General features: G+C 45.4%; 3 protein-coding genes. All 3 read left to right on the top strand.

Going from position 1 to position 21,411, the window contains the following annotated elements; all coding sequences use genetic code 11:
• Window positions 1–320: 320 nt before the first annotated feature.
• The 3 genes from speA to ACED48_RS03125 all read left to right on the top strand — a co-directional run bounded on the left by speA (window position 321) and on the right by ACED48_RS03125 (window position 21,402).
• Entirely contained in the window at window positions 321–2,228 is a 1,908-nt protein-coding gene (speA, locus tag ACED48_RS03135) for a biosynthetic arginine decarboxylase (RefSeq protein ID WP_032547855.1), read from the top strand.
• The gene (speB, locus tag ACED48_RS03130) at window positions 2,228–3,157 is read left to right on the top strand and encodes an agmatinase (RefSeq protein WP_017055202.1); all 930 of its coding nucleotides are present in this window, start codon (window positions 2,228–2,230) and stop codon (window positions 3,155–3,157) included. The genes speA and speB overlap by 1 nt, the downstream gene beginning before the upstream one ends.
• Before the next feature lie 662 nt (window positions 3,158–3,819).
• Window positions 3,820–21,402, top strand: a complete 17,583-nt coding sequence (locus ACED48_RS03125; RefSeq protein WP_371692176.1) for a retention module-containing protein — start codon at window positions 3,820–3,822, stop codon at window positions 21,400–21,402.
• Window positions 21,403–21,411 lie beyond the last annotated feature (9 nt).

The raw sequence follows: 21,411 nt of genomic DNA, 5'->3' as shown, positions 1-21,411 counted from the left end.
AACCTCACTCAATTTACTAAAAATCTTATGGTTCCTGCACATTTTTTCTCCCTAATTTAATGTTAGAAAGTGCTTTAAATCTAATGCGCTTCAGCCTGTTTTTTGGCCTAAAACCTTGTAATACCTTACCTGTCACTTTAAGTCGGATCGTCGATAAAAAAACGTAATCGTAACCACAAATATCAATGGTTGGACTCACTCTTAATAATATCGGTTAATGCAGCCAACAAATCGTTTTTGAACGCTTTTTGTTGGGTTATACCTCGCTATTCCAAAGAGGTATCTTCTGTCGATGGCCCTATAGTGTGAGGTCTCTAGAATTGGAAAATTCGGTTAATTTGGAACGCATCCGTGCTGAGTATAATGTAAAGCACTGGAGCCAAGGTTTTTATGGAATTGATGATAACGGTGAGGTGTATGTCTCACCGAGCGAAACCGATCATCAAGTTCCGCTAAGTCAGATCGTAAAACAGTTAGAGCAGCGAAATATTGGTTTGCCTGCTCTTGTGCGTTTTCCTCAAATAGTGCATCAACGTGTACACAATATCTGTAACGCATTCAACCAAGCGATCGACGAATATCAGTACGATAACCGTTACCTACTTGTTTACCCGATTAAAGTTAACCAACAAAAAGAAGTGGTTGACGAGATCTTAGCAAGCCAAGCTCAATTAGAGCAGAAGCAATTAGGTCTAGAGGCGGGCAGCAAACCTGAACTATTAGCGGTATTGGCGCTGGCTCAAAAAGCGAGCTCAGTGATCGTTTGTAATGGTTATAAAGACAGAGAATACATCCGTCTTGCGCTTATTGGCGAAAAACTAGGCCACAAAGTATTTATCGTTCTAGAGAAGTTGTCAGAGCTTGATCTTGTCCTTTCTGAAGCAAAAGCGCTTGGCGTGAAACCTCGTTTAGGTCTACGCATTCGTCTTGCATCTCAAGGTGCAGGTAAATGGCAAGCAAGTGGTGGTGAGAAGTCGAAATTCGGTTTGTCTGCATCACAAGTATTGACCGTTATTGAACGCTTGAAAGCAGAAGATCAACTGGATGTTCTAGAGCTAGTACACTTCCATCTTGGCTCACAAATGGCGAATATTCGTGATGTGCGAAATGGTGTGAGTGAAGCGGCTCGTTTTTACTGTGAACTGCGTGATATAGGTGCTCAACTGAAGTACCTAGATGTGGGTGGTGGTTTGGCGGTCGATTACGACGGCACACGCAGTCAATCTTCAAACTCAATGAACTACGGTTTGCTTGAGTACGCTCGCAACATCGTGATGACAGTAGGGGATATTTGTAAACTCTACAATCAACCACAGCCTGTGATTATTTCGGAATCTGGTCGTTCACTGACTGCGCACCATGCAGTACTAGTGACTAACGTGATTGGTACCGAAAGCTACTCGCCAGAAGACATGGCGGCGCCAGAAGCAGACGCACCACTGTTGCTAAATAACATGTGGAAGAACTTCTTGGAGTTAGATGCAGGTAATGATGACCGCGCACTAATTGAGATCTACAACGACACGCAAAGTGATATCGCAGAAGCACACAACCAATTTGCGACAGGCATGCTGAACCTTCAGCATCGTGCTTGGGCAGAACAGATGTCTTTGCGTATTAACTACGAACTTAGCTCTCGAATGAGTACTAAGAACCGCTACCACCGTCCAATCTTGGATGAGTTGAGCGAGCGTTTGGCTGATAAGTTCTTCGTGAACTTCTCGTTGTTCCAATCGCTGCCAGACGCGTGGGGTATCGATCAGGTGTTCCCTGTGTTGCCACTGAGCGGTTTGGATAATGCGGACGAGCGACGCGCGGTAGTACTGGATATCACATGTGATTCTGACGGTACGATTGACCAGTATGTTGATGGCCAAGGTATTGAAACAACATTGCCAGTACCTGTGTGGAACCCAGATGAACCATATCTAATGGGCTTCTTCCTGGTAGGGGCGTACCAAGAGATCTTGGGTGATATGCATAACCTATTTGGTGATACGCACAGTGTCGTGGTGAATGTCGATGAGAGCGGCGAAGCAAACATCGACTACATCAACGAAGGCGACACGGTTGAAGACATGATGCGTTATGTTCACATTGATATGGGCCTAATTCGTCAGAACTACAAAGAATTGGTAACAGCAAAAGTACCAGAGCAAGAGCAGCAAAGCGTACTTGAAGAGTTAGAGCAAGGCTTGATGGGTTACACCTATCTTGAGGATTCTTAATGAACGATCTATTTACCAAACCAGATTACTCGCTGTACTCCAATGCGATGACGTTCATGCGTCGTCCATTAGTTCAAAACCCAATCGACAACGACGCTGATGTGGTTGTGTTGGGCGTGCCGTTAGATATGGCGACGTCTGGTCGTCCGGGTGCTCGTATGGGACCGGATGCGATTCGTCGTGCGTCTGTAAACTTGGCGTGGGAAGGCAAAAAGTTTCCTTGGGACTTCAATGTATTTGAACATACCTCAGTGATTGATGCTGGCGATCTTGTGTTTGATTGCGGTGATGCTGAAGATTTAACTCAGCGTTTAGAAGCGGCTGCTGATGCGATTCTAAACAGTGGTAAAACTCTGTTAGGTTTAGGTGGCGATCACTTCATTACACTGCCTTTGCTTAGAGCATGCGGCAAGAAGTACGGTGAGATGGCTCTGATTCACTTCGACGCGCACACTGACACTTACAGTCAGGGCAGTCGTTACGATCACGGTACTATGTTCTACCATGCGCCAAATGAAGGTTTAATTTCGCCTGAACATTCAGTGCAAATTGGTATTCGTACAGAGTACAAGCAGGAAGGCCACGGCTTTAACGTTATTAACGCGATGCAAGCGAACGACATGAACGTGGACGAGATCATTGCTCAAGTGAAAGACATTGTTGGTGATAAGCCAATTTACCTAACGTTTGATATCGACTGTCTCGATCCTGCTTTTGCTCCGGGGACAGGTACTCCGGTATGCGGTGGTTTGAATTCAGACAAAGTTCTGAAAATTATCCGTGGTCTACAAGGAATCAACATGGTTGGTATGGACGTTGTAGAAGTTTCTCCAGCGTATGACCAAAGCGAGATTACGGCATTGGCTGGCGCTACGATTGCTCTTGAATTGCTTTATGTTTGGACGGCGAATCGCCTGGCTAAGTCATAATCTTTTATAGCAAAGCACATAACACTGCATACTGATTCACAAGCTCACCAGGTTTAACTTGGTGGGCTTTTTAGTTTGTGTATGGAGGCAAAGTCGCGAACCTTTAGAAGTGAATTCGTTTTTTACAGCGAGATTTAATACCCCAATAATTACGGTATATGCAGCTTGTTTTACTAACTTTGATTGCAATTACATCGACTTTGTTCTGCATGTCGTCTCAAATTTGAGACTTACTTTTGCTTTGTTATGAGCGTATAGCTCACCCGAGTTAATACCCCATATTTGGTAATGATTTATCAATCTGATTACTGTATATAGTTATAAAAATTTGAGGTGTAATTAATATGTGCATCTTATTGCATACTAATCAACACCCTATAAACTTTTGCTTAGTCCATGAACAAACTAAAGTGAATGCCTAGATTTGTGAAAAGAAGTCACTTCGCACAGACATGACATTTCGGATAAGGAAGACTAGGCTTAAGGTTAAGTAAACTATAAAGAAAACAGGCGAAACGGAACTAACGCATCACATACATCAGTCTACGTAATTGATTGTTAATGCAGAGAATAAATTCTGAATATAATTTAAGCCTGAAACCGTTATTACTATCATTTTCACGATGTTGGGCAATACAGCATTTTGTGACCTCGGGGGATATATGGGTATTGAAGTTTCGCGCCAAGCTGCAGTTGTAGAGGCAGTGAGTGGAGAAGTCATTGCGGTTAAGTCTGACGGAAGCGCACGAAAAATTTCAGTTGGCGATATTATTCGTGAAAACGAGATTGTTATCACTGCAAACCAAGCAGAGCTTTTATTAGGTACCCCAAACGATGTCACTGAAGTGGCAAGTAATTGTGTTGGTTGTGTTGATCAAGACTTAGCGTGGGCTGATGCTCCGATCGCTGGAGAAGTTAATTTTGACTTACAGCAAGCCGATGCAGGAAATTTTGATGATGATGAATTTGCTGCAATCCAAGAAGCGATTTTAGGTGGCGCCGATCCGACCCAAATCTTAGAAGCAACGGCTGCGGGTGGCGGATTAGGTTCTGCAAACGCTGGCTTTGTGACGATTGACTATAACTACACAGAAACTCATCCGTCGACATTTTTTGAGACAGCAGGTCTAGCAGAACAAACGGTTGATGAAGACCGAGAAGAGTTCAGAACAATAACCCGTTCATCGGGCGGTCAATCAATCAGTGAAGTGCTCACTGAAGGCTCCATTTCTGGTAATACCTATCCCCAATCTATTACAACTACCGAAACGATTATTGCTGGTAGTTTAGCGCTCTCCCCTGATTCTTTTGTTCCAGAAGCACTGTCTCTCGCTTCGCTACTCACAGAGCTAAACAGTGATATTACCTCAAGTGGTCAACCCGTTACGTTTACTTATGATGCGGCGACGAACTCTATCATTGGTGTTCAAGGCTCCGATGAAGTATTACGCATCGACATCGATGTTGTTAGTGTTGGAAATAACGCTGAGCTTTCACTGACCACAACGATTTCTCAACCAATTGATCACGTAACGTCTGTTGGTGGTGGTCAGGTTTCCTATACAGGCGATCAAATTAACATCACTTTTGATATTCAAGGTGAAGACACCGCCGGAAACCCATTAGCAACACCAATCAATGCGCAAGTTGCCGTGGTTGATGGGGTCGATCCGTCTGCTGAAAGTGTAAATATCAATAACGTAGAAACAAGCAATGCTCCAATCGAAGGGACATTCTCCAATATTGGCAGTGATAATCTTCAATCAGTCGTATTTGATTCAAGTGCACTGGACCAGTTTGATGGGTTGCTCAGCGATAATCAGGCGACCGTTGCATCGTTGTCTGCTGATGGCAGTACCATCACGCTGTCAATTCAAGGTAGCAGTGACGTTATTTTAACCGTTAGCTTAGATACTGACGGTACCTATCGATTTGAGCAATTGAGACCGATAGAGCAAGTTGGTACTGATTCGCTGTCTTTCTCTTTGCCAATCACGGTTACTGATTTTGACCAAGATGTGGTAACCAATACCATCAACCTCGCTATTTCAGATGGTGCTAAACCAGTTATTACCAATGTCGACAGTATCGATGTTGATGAAGCTGGTATTGTTGGCGGTTCTCAGGAGGGAACTGCGACAGTATCAGGCAGTGGCAGTGTTACCTCAGAGACTTTTGATAGTGACATTATCGATCATCATGAACTTGAACCTGCAGAGTTTAATACTGGTGGCACACTGATATCTAACGGTGAGGTTGTGTTACTCGAATTGGTTGATGAAACTAATGGCGTACGTACTTATGAAGGCTATGTTGAGGTAAACGGCACAAGAATTACGGTCTTTGACGTAAAAATTGATAGCCCATCATTGAGTAACTATGAATTTAACCTCTATGAAGAACTGTCTCATCAAGGCGCTGAAGATGCGTTATTAACTTTTGCACTGCCAATTTATGCGGTAGATGCGGATGGGGATCGTTCTGCACTATCTGGCGGTTCGAGTACACCAGAAGCCGCAGAGATTCTCGTTAATGTAAAAGATGATGTTGTTGAGTTAGTGGATAACGTTGTCTCTGTCGATGAACCAACGTTGACTGGTGATACGGTTGTTTCGTACAACCTATTTAATTTTGAAGGCGCTGATGGCTCAACAATTCAATCTTTTAACTATGATGGTGTTGATTACTCACTAGATCAGAGCTTGCTGCCAGATGCTGTTCAAACATTCAGTTTTACTGAGGGTGTTGTAACCATCTCACTAAATGGCGATTTTAGTTTTGAAGTTGCGCGCGATATTGACCACACAAACAGTGAAACTATTGTAAAACAGTTCTCATTTTTAGCTGAAGATGGTGATGGAGACACTGACACTTCAACGCTTGAGCTAAGTATCACTGACGGCCAAGACCTAATTATTGATTTGATCCCGCCTGTTACTCTCTCAGAAGCCAACCTTGCTGATGGATCCTCTCCAAGTGGAAGTGCGGTCAGCGCTACCGAGACGATTACCTTTACTGCTGGTAGTGATGATGTAGCTAAATTTCGTATTGAACCAACTGAATTCAATGTCGGTGGGGCACTGGAATCGAATGGGTTTGCGGTTGAGATAAAAGAAGATTCAGTTAACCCGGGCACTTACATCGGTTTTATTACCAACGGTTCTGGCTCTGAAATCCCAGTATTCACCATTAGTTTCTCTGCTACTACGTTAGGTGAATACACCTTTACCTTACTTGAAGCGCTAGACCATGTGGATGGCCTAGATAAAAACGATTTAAGCTTTGAACTTCCTGTTTATGCGGTAGACAGCGATGGCGATGACTCATTGGTGTCTCAGCTTAATGTGACTATTGGTGATGACGTTCAAATCATGCAAGACGGCACGTTAGATATCATCGAGCCAACCGTCGCAGATTTGGCTGCTGGCACTGTAACGACCAACACCATTGATGTAATGCCTGATCAAAGTGCAGATGGTGCGACCATCACTCAGTTCACTTATGACGGTGTCGTAAACACACTCGATCAAAGCATTTCAGGCGAGCAGCAATTTAACTTCGCGGAAGGTAGCTTGTTCATCACCCTTGAAGGCGAAATGCGTTTCGAGCCCAACCGCGATCTCGACCATACCACGAGCGAAGATATCGTGAAGTCGATTGTGGTGACCTCAAGCGACTTCGATAAAGATTCGGTGACTTCAACGGTTACATTGACGATCACCGATGGCGATATCCCAACCATTGATGTTATTCCAACGGTTAGCTTATCTGAAACGAATCTGAGTGATGGTTCGAACCCGAGTGGTAGCGCGGTTAGTCAAACCGAGACGATCACTTTCACCAACCAAAGTGACGATGTTGAGAAATTCCGTTTAGAGCCTAGTGAATTTAACGTTGGCGATTCTCTTACGTCCGATGGTCTGGTTATCGAGCTTAGGGAAGAACCTGCGGGGTCGGGTAATTATATCGGTTTCACGACTGATATTTCGAATACTGAAACTACCGTTTTCACTCTTGATTTCAGCAGTACCAATTTGGGTGAATACACCTTTACGCTTCTCGAAGCGATTGACCACACGCCGATTCAAGGCAATAACGACCTAACATTTAACTTGCCAGTTTATGCCGTCGATAGCGACGGTGACGACTCTCTGATGTCTCCGTTGGCGGTGACGATCACCGATGACGTTCAAGTGATGGTCAATAGCTCACTCAATATTGAAGAGCCAACGGTCTCGGATTTAGCGGCAGCTACGCCGACCACGACAACGGTTAATGTTCTTGATGAAGAAGGCGCTGATGGAACGACCATTACTCAGTTTACCTACGATGGTGGAGCGGTACTAACACTTGACCAAAGCGATACGGGTGAACAGAAGTTTGATGTTGCTGAGGGTTCGCTGTATATCACCCTACAAGGCGACGTGCGTTTCGAGTCTAATCGCAATCTTGACCACACTGGTGGAGACATTGTTAAATCAATAGTGGTGACTTCAAGCGATTCTGATAACGATCTTGTTTCTTCAACGGTTACGCTGACCATTACCGATGGCGATATTCCAACGATTGATAATGTACCAAGTGTTACGTTATCTGAAAGCAACCTGAGTGATGGCTCTGCTCCAAGTGGCAGTGCGGTCAGTCAAACTGAGACGATTACCTTCACCAATCAAAGTGATGATGTGACGAGTTTCCGTATTGAACCTACTGAGTTCAATATTGGTGGCCTTCTAAAATCGAATGGACTGACGGTTGAGTTGAAAGTCGACCCAAGTACGCCGGGTGGCTACATCGGCTTTGTGACGACGGCGCCTAATGTTGAAACGAACGTGTTCACGATTAGTTTTTCGGATACCAATATCGGTCAATACACCTTCACACTGTTGGAAGCGTTAGATCACGTTGATGGGCTAGGAAATAATAACCTAAGCTTTGACCTGCCGGTTTACGCTGTTGATAAAGATGGTGATGATTCGTTGGTGTCTCAACTCAATGTGACTATCGGTGATGATGTTCAAATCATGCAAAACGGCACATTAGATATCGTTGAACCGAATGTTGCTGATTTGGCTGGTGGCACTGTAACGACCAATACCATCGATGTGATGCCAACGCAAAGTGCTGACGGCGCGACAATCACTCAGTTCACCTACGATGGTCAACTTCGAACACTTGATCAAGCTGACAATGGCGAGCAAAAGTTCAGCTTTACGGAAGGAGAGTTATTCATCACTCTTCAAGGTGACGTGCGTTTTGAGCCAAATCGTAATTTAGACCACACAACGAGCGAAGACATCGTGAAGTCGATTGTGGTGACTTCAAGTGACTTCGATAACGACCCCGTGACAGCAACGGTTACGCTGACGATTACCGATGGTGATATCCCAACCATCGATGCCGTGCCAAGCGTTACTCTATCTGAAACTAACCTTAGCGATGGCTCTAGCCCGAGCGGTAGCGCAGTAAGTCAAACCGAGACGATTACTTTCACTAACCAAAGTGATGATGTGACGAGTTTCCGCATTGAACCAACTGAGTTTAATGTCGGTGGTGTACTGAAATCGAATGGGTTTGCGGTCGAGATAAAAGAAGACTCTGCTAATCCGGGCACTTACATAGGCTTTATTACCAACGGTTCGAGCGCTGAAGTCCCCGTGTTTACCATTAGCTTCTCTTCAACCACGTTAGGTGAATACACTTTCACTCTACTTGAAGCGCTAGACCATGTTGATGGCCTAGATAAGAACGATTTGAGCTTTGAACTGCCTGTTTATGCGGTAGACAGCGATGGTGATGATTCACTGATATCGCAACTTAATGTGACGATTGGTGATGATGTTCAAATCATGCAAGATGGTGCGCTCAATATTACCGAGCCGACCGTCGCTGATTTAGCGGCTGGTACACCGACCACGGCCACTTTTGATGTCATGCCAGACCAAAGTGCTGACGGCGCGACCATCACTCAGTTCACTTATGATGGCGTCGTAAAGACCCTCGATCAAAATATTTCAGGCGAACAGCAGTTTATCTTCGCGGAAGGTAAATTGTACATTACCCTCGAAGGTGAAGTTCGCTTTGAGCCTAATCGAGATCTTGACCATACGGCCGGCGATATTGTTAAGTCGATAGTGGTGACCTCAAGCGATTTCGACAAAGACTCAGTCACTTCAACCGTTACGTTAACGATCACCGATGGTGCTATTCCAACTATTGATGTTATTCCAACGGTTAGCTTATCTGAAACAAACCTGACGGATGGCTCTGCCCCAAGTGGCAGTGCGGTAAGTCAAACCGAGACGATCACCTTCACCAATCAAAGTGATGATGTGGTTCGCTTCCGCCTTGAACCAACAGAGTTCAATACCAACGATGCACTTACATCGAATGGTTTAGCTGTTGAATTACGTGAAGATCCGCAAGGGTCGGGCAACTACATCGGATTTACAACCAGCTCGTCGAATGCGGTAACCACAGTATTTACGTTGAGTTTTTCTGGGACAACCTTAGGTGAATACACCTTTACCTTAATCGAAGCCTTGGATCATCAAGATGCACGTGGCAACAACGACCTGAGTTTTGATCTGCCTGTGTATGCGGTGGATAGTGACGGCGACGATTCGTTAGTCTCTCAGCTTGGCGTGACTATTGGTGATGATGTGCAGTTGATGCAAGGCGGAACAATAACCAGTCGCGAGCCTGCGGGAGCCGTCGAAACATCGAATACTCTGGACGTGATGCCAAATCAGAGCGCAGATGGAGCAAAAATCACTTCATTTGTGTTTGATGGAAACAGTGCAGAAAGCCTTGATCTCAATGTGAATGGCGAGCAAGAGTTTGTGTTCACTGAAGGTTCTGTATTTATTACCACAGAAGGTGAGATACGATTCGAGCCTGTGCGAAATCAAGATCACACGAGTGGTGATATTACCAAGACGATTGTTGTTACATCTACTGACCTTGATGGTGATATCGTCTCATCTACCGTGACATTGAAGATTACCGATGGTGATCTTCCAACGATCGATTTAGTCCTTGGAATTACGCTCTCAGAAGTGGATCTCGCTGACGGTTCTTCGCCAACCGGTAATCCAGTGACGATGACTCAAGTTATTACCTACACAGAGGGTAGTGACGATGTGAGTCACTTCAGAATTGACCCAGCACAGTTCAATACGTCTGGAGCTTTAAAGTCCAATGGCTTAGAGGTTGAGATAAAAGAGCAGCCAGCGAATTCTGGTAATTACATTGGCTTCGTCAAGGACGGTTCTAACGTAGAAACCAACGTCTTCACGATCAGTTTCTCGACAACCAATCTAGGGCAATACACGTTCACACTGCTTGAAGCGTTAGACCATGCAGATGGATTACAAAACAATACTCTAAGTTTTGATATCCCTGTTTTAGCGGTTGATACCGATGGTGATGATTCTGCAATGTCGCCAATGACCGTGGTGATCACCGATGATGTGCAAGGCGTTCAAGATGGGGTGCTAAGTATCACTGAGCCTTCACTTGCTGATATAGCAGCAGGTACGCCAACCACGCCAACAATCGACGTTATGCCGACACAGAGTGCTGATGGCGCGAAAGTGACTCAGTTTATCTACGATGGTGGCACGGCTGTTACGTTAGACCCAACTGTGTCTACAGAACAAGTTTTTACCGTAACCGATGGCTTACTGTACATCACGATTGAAGGTGAGGTGCGCTTTGAACCAAGCAGAAATCTAGACCATTCATCTGGCGATATCGTGAGAACGATAGTCGTGACGACCAGTGATTTTGATAACGATACCGATACCGCGGATGTCACTTTGACGATCAAAGACGGAATTGATCCGGTTATCGATGTAGTGCCAGATATTAACCTATCGGAAGTTGGTCTTGCTGATGGCTCTATGCCGAGAGGTTCAGCGGTTAGCTCGACACAAACGATCACTTATACCGTGGGTAGTGATGATTTAAGCCACTTTAGAATTGCAACCAACGAGTTCAATCCTGGCGACTTACTCAAATCAAATGGTCTTGTTGTTCAGTTAAAAGAAGATCCGTCTTCTCCAGGTGATTACATTGGCTATACCGATGATGGGGCAGGTAATGTAACCGATGTCTTCACGATTAGCTTTGATAGCGTTAATAAAGGGCAGTTCACCTTCACTTTGATTGAGGCGTTAGATCACCTTGATGGTGATCTTAATAACAGCCTCAACTTCAACCTGCCTGTTTACGCCGTTGATACCGATGGTGATGATTCGGTTAAACGCGATGTCATGGTAACGATACAAGATGACATTCAACAGATGCAAGATGGCACTTTAAGCATCACAGAACCGAATTCTGGCACACCAACCACTGCTACTGTTGATGTAATGCCTACACCAAGTGCTGATGGGGCGACCATTACTCAGTTTACTTTTGGTGGCGGTTCAGCGATCACCTTGGATCAAACTAACAATGGCGAGCAAGAGTTTACCTTCACTGAAGGCTCACTGTTTGTCACGCTAAGCGGTGATGTAAGGTTCGAACCAAACCGAAATCTAGACCATTCTGCGGGCGACATTGTTAAGTCGATTGTGTTTACGTCTTCTGACTTTGATAAAGATACCTTTTCATCAACAGTCACGCTTACGATTGTTGATGGCGATGGACCAATAATTAACGTTGTGCCAAGTGTCAGCTTGTCGGAAAGCTTACTTGCGGATGGTTCGACACCTAGCGGAACGCCTGTCAGTGTGACTCAGACTATCACCTCGCTAGCAAGCAGTGATGACATTGGAAAAATAGTCGTCGAAGTTGGGCTGTTCAATACCAACGGCGTATTGAAGTCTGATGGCCTTGAATTGAGTTTACGTGAGGAGCCTGCGGGTTCTGGCGACTACATTGCGTTTACGACGGATGGTTCGGGTGGTGAGAAAATCATATTCACCCTAGATTTTGATGATACTAATCCTAGCCAGTATACCTTTACGCTGCTTGAGCGTTTGGATCACGTTGATGGCTTAGGAAATAACGATCTGAGTTTTGATCTTTCTGTTTACGCGCAAGACACCGATGGCGATATTTCAGCGTCTAAACCGCTTTCAGTAACCATCACCGATGATGTCCAGTTAATGCAGTCTGGTGTGCTTAGCATCACTGAACCAAGTACTGGGACGCCGACAACAACAACGTTTGATGTGATGCCAACACAAAGTGCAGATGGTGCCACAATCACTAAGTTTACCTATGGCAGCCAACTTGAAGAGTCTCTGGTGCAAACCAACACTGGTGAGCAAGAGTTTGTATTTGCAGAAGGTTCTTTGTTTATCACGCTTGAAGGTGATGTGCGTTTTGAACCTAATCGCAATCTAGACCACTCTGGTGGCGATATCGTCAAGACCATTACGGTGACATCTGAAGATAAAGATGGCGATATCGTGACGTCTACCGTGACGTTAACTATTGCCGATGGCGCGCCACCAACTATCGACACCGTACCGACTGTCGCGTTGGAAGAAGCAAATCTGATTGATGGTTCTTCACCGGGTTTACCTGTTAGCCAAACTGAAACCATTACTTTCACAGCTGGAAGTGACGATGTGAGCCACTTCCGTATTGATACCACTCAATTCAACACGTCTGGCGATCTGAAGGCAGATGGTTTGGTGGTTCAGCTAAAAGAAGATCCTGCCAACAGTGGGAACTATATTGGTTTCGTAGAAAGTGGGGGTGTCCAAACGGATATTTTCACCATCACCTTTAGCAGTCTGGTTCTAGGAGAGTACACATTCACCTTACTGGAAGAGTTAGATCACCTGCCAGTACAGGGTAATAACGATCAAATATTTACCTTGCCAGTGATCGCTGTCGACAAAGACAACACTGACTCAGCTGTGAAACCGCTAACAGTGACCATTACTGATGATGTGCCAACCATTACTGACACATCTGTCGCAAGTACGTTTGTGGTTGATGAAGATGATTTGGGTTCTCTGGCACAAGCGACGGGTTCGTTTGTTACCACCGAAGGTGCCGACCAAGTTGAGGTTTACGAACTACGCAATATCTCAACTCTAGAAGCGACGTTATCGTCTGGCAATGAAGGTATTAAGATCACTGAGATCACAGGTGCTGCTAACACGACCATCTACCAAGGTGCAACTGACCCAGGCGGAACGCCAATTTTCACATTAGTGCTGACTGATGATGGTGCTTACACGTTCACCTTGCTTGGCCCTCTCAATCACGCCACGACACCGAGCAACCTCGATACACTAACAATACCGTTTGATGTTGTTGCCGTTGATGGTGATGGTGATGACTCTAACCAATACGTATTGCCAATCGAGGTGCTAGACGATGCACCAGTAATGAGTGCGCCAACGGGTGAAACGGTTGTCGATGAAGACGATCTTACTGGTATTGGTTCAGATCAATCTGAAGACACCATTATTAATGGCCTGTTCACTGTCGATGAAGGCGCGGATGGTGTTGTGAAGTATGAACTGGTTGATGAAGACTTGGCTCTGACTGGCTTAACCTCCGACGGAGAAAGTTTAGAGTGGCTAGCTGTTTCACAAAGCGGCACAACATTTACTTACGTTGCTCAAACTGCAACGAGTAATGAAGCTGTGTTTGAGATTATTTTCGATACCTCGGATAACAGCTATCAGTTTGAATTGTTTAAACCCCTTAAGCACCCTGATGGCGCGAATGAAAACGCGATTGACCTTAACTTTTCTGTTGTTGCAGAAGATTTTGATCAAGACCAATCAAACGCGATCGATTTGAAAATCACGGTGACTGATGATGTTCCATTGGTGACAACTCAATCGATCACACGAATTGAAGGCCAGGGCTATGGTAATTCCAAAGTTGACATGTTTGCTAATGCGACGGATGTCGGCGCGGATGGCGCGGTACTGAGTCGAATTGAGGGCATTACCAGTAATGGTGCAGATATTGTTTTCCGTACAGGAAACAACGGGCCGTACAGCAGCAGTTTCGATTTAAATAGCGGTAGCCAACAAGTACGAGTGTACGAACAAACCGACGATGGTAGTGGCGGTATCGATACTCGTGAGCTTGGTAGACTGCGCATAAATTCCAATGGTGAAGTGGAGTTTAGAGCGACCAATTATCTCGATCATGATGGAGACACTATCGACTTCTCGATCAATGTGATTGCGACAGACAGTGATTTAGATACGTCATCTACGCCATTGAACATCACGATTACGGATGAAGAGTCTTCAGCAATCTCGCTGAAAGTGACTACGTTTGAGGATGCGGGTAGAGACTCTACAATCCCTTACGCAACGGGAGATGCCCCAAGCCTAGAGAATACCCAAGATAATCAAAGTGGGTTACCTGATGCTCCTGCACAAGTTGCGTTACAGGTTAACCTGAAGGACCAAGATAACAACGAGTCCATTGGCCAACTGACGATCCAGAGTGGCAATCACAGAGGGACGTTCTATTACTTTGATGGCGTGGAATATCACAAATTAGTGGCAGAGCCAAACGGTGATATCTTGTTTGGTCCGCCTCAAATGCAGCAGAGCTTTGCTCCAAGTACGAACCAACCATTAGACACCATCGCGACAATCGACAACTTGTTCTTTGTTCCAGACCAAAATTACGGTTCGAATAACAATGGTGTACGAATTAACTACGAACTCGAGATTGATAATAATGGTTCGCTAGACCACACCGTAAACTCAAACTTTAGAATTGAAATTGAAGCGGTTGCTGACATTGCGACTTGGGATGATGCGAATAGCACTTATCAATATCAAGTGAATGAAGATGAGGACAATGTGACGCTGCAGCTGAACGCAGAGTCTCAAGATAACAGCCGTACTGAAACCATTACCTATGAACTTGAAGCGATTCAGGGTGATGGGAAGTTTGAGCTGTTGGATCAAAATGGCAATCTGTTAACGCCCGTTAATGGTGTTTATATTATTGCAGCTGGCGATATCAATAGCACTGTCGTCAACCCAATCGATAACTTCTCTGGGCAAATTGAGTTCAAAGCAACGGCAATTACGGAAGAGACACGTAACCCATACGATGATTCAGCTAACGGCGGGTTAGACAAAACGACCGCTCGCTCTGTTGAGCAAAATATTATCATTGATGTGACTGCCGACGCGGATCCTGGTTCATTCAGTGTTAACAGGATTCGTATTAACGAAGACAATATTGATGACCCAGACTACCTAGGTCCTCTGGACAACAAAGATGCCTTCACGCTAGACGAAGTCATCACAATGAACGGCTCAGTGGACACTGATGGCTCAGAAGAGCTATTTGTTCGTATCAGTAATATTACCGAAGGGGCGGTGCTTTATTTCCTTGGAACTACGACCCCAGTTCCTACAATCACCATTAACGGTATTGATTATCAGGAAGTGGCGTATTCCGACTTAGCCAATGTAGAGATCGTTCCGACTAAACACAGCAATGTCGATTTTACTTTTGATGTAACCGGTGTGGTTAAAGACACCGCGAACCTCTCTACTGGCGCACAAGTTGATGAAGAAATCCTAGGGACTAAAACGGTTAACGTTGAAGTTAAAGGTGTCGCAGATATTCCTTACGGCGGTACTAGCGGTACGGCATGGACTGCAATACCTGATACCGATCCTGACCCTGCAAGTGGTGTGCAAACCACGATCCAAGAGAGCCAGAATGGAGATAGCTACGCCGAGCTTGATTTCACCGTGTTGTCGGGAGAGAGAAGACCTGATCCTGCAGCTGTAGATCAAACCCCATTACCTGATGACGGTTCAGAATCCATAACCGTTATCCTCTCGGGTATTCCTGATGGCGTTATTCTGGAAGACGGTGACGGTACCATTATTGACCTTAACTTTGTCGGTTACGAAACTGGTCCGGGTGGTAGCCCTGATCTGTCTAAACCTATCTACGAAGCGAACATCACTGACGCGGGTAAAACCTCAGGAATCCGCATCAGACCTGTCGATTCTTCAACAGAGAACATTCACATTCAGGGTAAAGTGATCGTGACTGAGAATGACGGTCATACGCTTACGTTTGACCAAGAAGTGCGAGTGCTAGTCGAACCTAGAATCGATACCTCAACGACGTACAGCACAGTCACTAATGGCGATGAAGATACGGCGATCAGTATTGATTGGCACCCAGAGGGTACTGATTATATTGATGATGATGAGCATTTCACTTCTATTGTGATCAGTGCCATTCCGACAGATGTTGAAAGTGTTGTGGTTAATGGCGATGTAACTTGGGTTTACGATGCTTCAGCAGGCACTTTAACCATTACGCCGAAGAGTGGGCAGACGGCAGAAGAGTTTACTCAAATTGCACTGAACAATAATTTTATTCAGATCACACCCGAACAAGATTCGAGCACCGACTTTACGCTTAATACGGTTGTCATGATCGAAGAGCGAGATCATGAGTATGTTGATGCGACTGATCCTGGTCAGGGAATCGCTACCGCGACGATTACAGGTACGATTAAGGTTGTGGTAACGCCAGTTGTTGAGCCTGAAGATGCGAGCAACAAGCTTATCGTCGATGATGTGCTGGGAACTGGAGCACTAGCAACCGTAGTTGCTGATGCAAACACTGGCGTGCTTAAGTTCACTACCAATAGCGATAATACATCGGTTACGGATGAGTTCGTCATTCGATATCAAGAAACAGATGCTTCGTCCGCTATCGAAGAAGTGGATCAGTTAGTTATTCAATTAACAAATGTGGACGACTCGGCTCTATCAGATGCTGTACTCAATCAACTGCTCGTTATTGGCGCTGCTTATGAAGGTAATGGGCGCTGGGTTGTAACGAATGAAGACATATTTAGCATCAGTGCACCGAACGGCCTTGTTCTTCCTTCAGGAAACAGCGGGGCTGGAGGGTTCAATGACATCAAGATGGACATTTTTAGCACTGTGATAGACCGAGGTGATGGTGCTGAGGTTGAGTCATCTACGGCCGCTCGTAGGGACGGAGAAGTCACTCTGTCATTCCCTCAAGTGGTGGCTGGGAGTACTAAGGTTGCAGCCGATATTGATATAACACCAGACAGTGTTGTTGATGCGATTGAGGACACCCAGTTAGATCTAGGTACGGCATTGAATGGTTTAATTACGTTCTCGGGCGAAGATGATTCAACTGATCAAGTGACCATCATTATTGATGACAGTGTGACCATTAATCCAGGAGCGGCGAACGAAGTCACCTTCCCAATTAGTTTATCGGGAAGCAGCGACCTCGACTTTGTTAACGGGAAATATGTATTCCAGACTACCGTCGATCAAGGGGTCTCGACCGACTTCTCTGGTTTGCTTCTTAACTTGCCAGCTGACTACTCTGGCGACTTTAGATTACCAATCACCATTGTGACTAAAGATATGCTCTCAGGGGATGAGAAAACTTCGGTGACCGATGTGGTTATAAAAGTTGCTCCTGATGTTGAAGGTAACCCAGATATTGACGTTACTGTCGTTGGTTCGCTTGACGATTCGTTTAACCCTGTCGATACCGATGGGCAGAGTGGACAAGATACGGTCGGTTATGAAGATACCTATATCCAGCTTGACTTCAATTCAACCATTTCAGATCAGGTTTCAGGCGTTGAAGGCGGTCAAGAAGAGTTTACGTCCGTTACCTTAACGCTGGACGACCCTTCTATAGGTGCGTTTTATGACAATACAGGTACCTCATTAGGTACATCTGTCACGTTTAATCAGGCTGAAATCGCGGCAGGTGCATTAGATAATGTGCTCTTTAGGGCAGTAACAAACTACCCTACAGGGAATGACGTAAATCAGGTGCAAGTGAATGTCAGCGGTACAGTGACTGATACCGCAAATTATAATGATCCTGCCTCACCGGTAGGTACGGCAGCAGACACAGATTCATTTAATACCAGCGTGAGCTTTGATGTTGTCCCCGTTGTCGATGATGTGCAGGTCACGGGGCCAGGTAGTAACCCAGATATCATTGAAATAACAGGTAATGAAGATCAGTTAATTTCGTTAGCAGGGACCGGACCTGTATCGATAGCTTTGACCGACCTCGATGGCTCTGAGCAGTTCGTTTCGATTAAGTTTACGGGTGTGCCAGATGGGTTTTTGATGAACGCAGATGCAGGGTCTGGATATACAGTCAAGAATAACGGCAACGGGGAATGGAGTGTTAAGCTTCCTCAAGCTTTGGGGCTTTCGTTCGACCTTAGTGAGTTATCGATATTACCACCTAAAAACTTCAGTGGTACTGCTGAGTTTGGTGTGGAAGTCTTTACTCAAGAATCTTTGCTTGGTGTACCGACTGCGGCGGCGAACTTGCCGAGTTTCAAACTGCATGTGGTGCCTGTTGGTGATGATGTAGATACCAATCCAACAGATTCCGTTGTAGGCAATGAAGGACAAAACATTGATATTGAGATCAATGCGACGATTTTGGATAAAGAGCTATCTGCAACGGGCAGCGGCACTTATACCGAGAATGCGCCAGAGACACTTAGAGTCGAAGTGGCAGGGGTGCCTCAAGGAGCCTCCATATACTATCCAGACGGCACCACGTTGGGCAGCTATGATCCAGTAACACGGATTTGGACACTGGATGTTGCTGCGCAGTCACTTGATAAGATCGTATTCAATTCAGGTGAACACAATAGCGATACGGGTAATGTATTAGGCATCAATGGCCCGCTGCAGATTACCGTTCGCTCTGTGGATGCTGACGCCGATAGTACCGAATATTTGGGTACGCCAACCAGCTTCGATGTTGATTTGGTGATCGATCCTATTAACGATCAACCTATCTTTGTAAACGTAACGAATATTGAAACATCTGAAGACATTAGTGTTGCCGTCGACAATTTTAGTATCTACGACGTTGATGCTAACTTTGATAATCCAGACGCTCCGTATGTTCTTACGTTGCAAGTTGATCAAACACTGCCGGGAGCACAGGGTGTGTTTGAGTTTAACAGCTCTCCTGACGTGACGTTTGTATTGCAACCTGACGGCTCATTGGTGATTACGGGTAAAGAAGCGGACATCAATACTGCATTGACCAATGGAGCAGTGACGTTCAAGCCAGATCCAGACCAGAACTACCTCAACCAGAGTGGTTTAGTCACGATCAATGCGACCCTCGATGACGGCGGTAATAACGGTCTGATTGACGCGGGTGATCCGAGTACTGCTCAAACTAATCAAACTACGTTCACCGTTAAGGTGACGGAAGTGAACGATGCTCCTGCCGCGACAGACGTTGATTTAGGTTCGATTGCCGAGGAAGGCCAGCTTGTTATCGTTGAAGGTGACTTAATTGCAGCAAGCTCTGATCTTGAAAACCACAACCTCACCGTCACGGGTGTGACCCTGACTCAAGGACAAGGTCAGCTAACACGCTTTGAAAATACTGGCGGTGCAGATGATCCTGCGATTACTGGACCGTTCTGGATATTCACTGCAGCTAATGATTTTAATGGCGATGTGAAATTTGGTTATTCGATTATTGATGATGGTACCACCAACGGTGTGGATGACTTCCTAACTGATAACGCTGAAATTAGTCTTGTGGTGACTGAAGTTAACGACCAACCAACGGCATCTGATATTGATTTGGGTACCATGCTTGAAGAAGGTCAATTGATCATCAAAGAGGGTGACTTAATTGCCGCGACGAGCGATCCGGAAAACGATTCTATTACCGTGACTAATCTGGTGCTCGATGAAGGCCAAGGCCAGTTACAGCGCTTTGAGAACGTAGGTGGTGCTGATGACGCTACGATTACAGGCCCTTACTGGATATTTACGGCTGCTGATGAATACAACGGTAACGTTAAGTTCACTTATACTGTTGAAGACGACGGTACAACGAACGGCACTAATGACTTCCTAACGGATACGGCTGAGATTACAGCGATTGTCGATGGAGTGAACGATACACCGGTGATTAATGGTGACAGTGTCACCTCTATGGTTGATGAGGATGCAGGTCAGTTATTGAGTGGCATCAATGTCAGTGATCCTGATTATGTTGATTCATATGCCAATGACCTAATGACAGTCACGCTGACGGTCGATTACGGCACATTGAATGTATCACTTCCAGCAATGACGACGGTGGTGGTCAACGGTAATAACACCGGTACAGTCATCTTAGTTGGTACTCTGAGCGATCTGAATGCGCTGATTGATACACCAACCAGTCCTAGTGGGGTTTACCTTGATGCGAGCCTGTCTCCAACCAATAGCATTGGTTTAGAAGTGGTCGCTAAAGACAGTGGTAACCCTTCAGGTATCGCGATAGAGACGGCACCTGTGGTTTACAATATCGCGGTTACGTCAGTTGCGAACGCGCCAACCTTGTCTATCGATACTTCGACTAACTACGTGAGAAACATTACTGCGAGTCAGTCTGTCAGTGCGAGTGGTATTCCTTTGGTTGGGATTATCGCGGCCTTAACGGACATTACAGAAGAGCTCACGTTGCATATCAGTGATGTACCTGCTGGCGCTCAAATTACCAGTGTTGCTGGTTCTGTAACGGATCTTGGCGGCGGTGTTTGGATTGCAACGGCGGATGCAATTGAAAGCTTGCAAGCGGTCGGGCTTACTCAAACTCCAGGTAACTACACGCTTAAAGTTGAAGCGGTTTCTGAAGAGACTGACAACAACGATACGGCGACATCGGCTTCAATAGACCTTAACCTGAACATTGTGTCTGACGCGGCCGATATTAACCTAGCTTCTGAAACCGATGATGTTCAGTTGTTAGCTGGCACAAATACGACTGACCTAATTGCGGGCTCTGGAAATGACCGACTGGAAGGTGGATCGGGTGATGACACTCTTATTGGTGGTGACGGTAACGACACACTTATTGGGGGAGGTGGTTCCGATATCCTTACGGGTGGCAATGGAATGGATTCGTTCGTATGGCTTAATATCGAAGATGGCGTTGAAGATACCATCACCGATTTCAGCCTGTCTGAAGGAGACCAGATTGACTTGCGTGAAGTACTACCAGAGTTGAAGAACACATCTCCAGACATGACGGCGCTACTGCAACAGATCGACGCGAAAGTCGAAGGGGATGATATTGAACTTACGATCAAGTCTGATAATTTAGGCACCACGGAACAAGTGATTGTGGTTGAAGATCTTGCTCCTCAGCTAACCTTAGGTGGTACCATGCCTTCGGATATTTTGGATGCGCTAGTGCAGCAGAACGTTATTACTCATGGGTAGCTTATCAAA

The sequence above is a fragment of the Vibrio sp. 5S239 genome, from assembly GCF_041439575.1.
Lineage (GTDB): Bacteria > Pseudomonadota > Gammaproteobacteria > Enterobacterales > Vibrionaceae > Vibrio > Vibrio kanaloae.
This window is presented reverse-complemented; position numbering and strand designations above follow the sequence as displayed.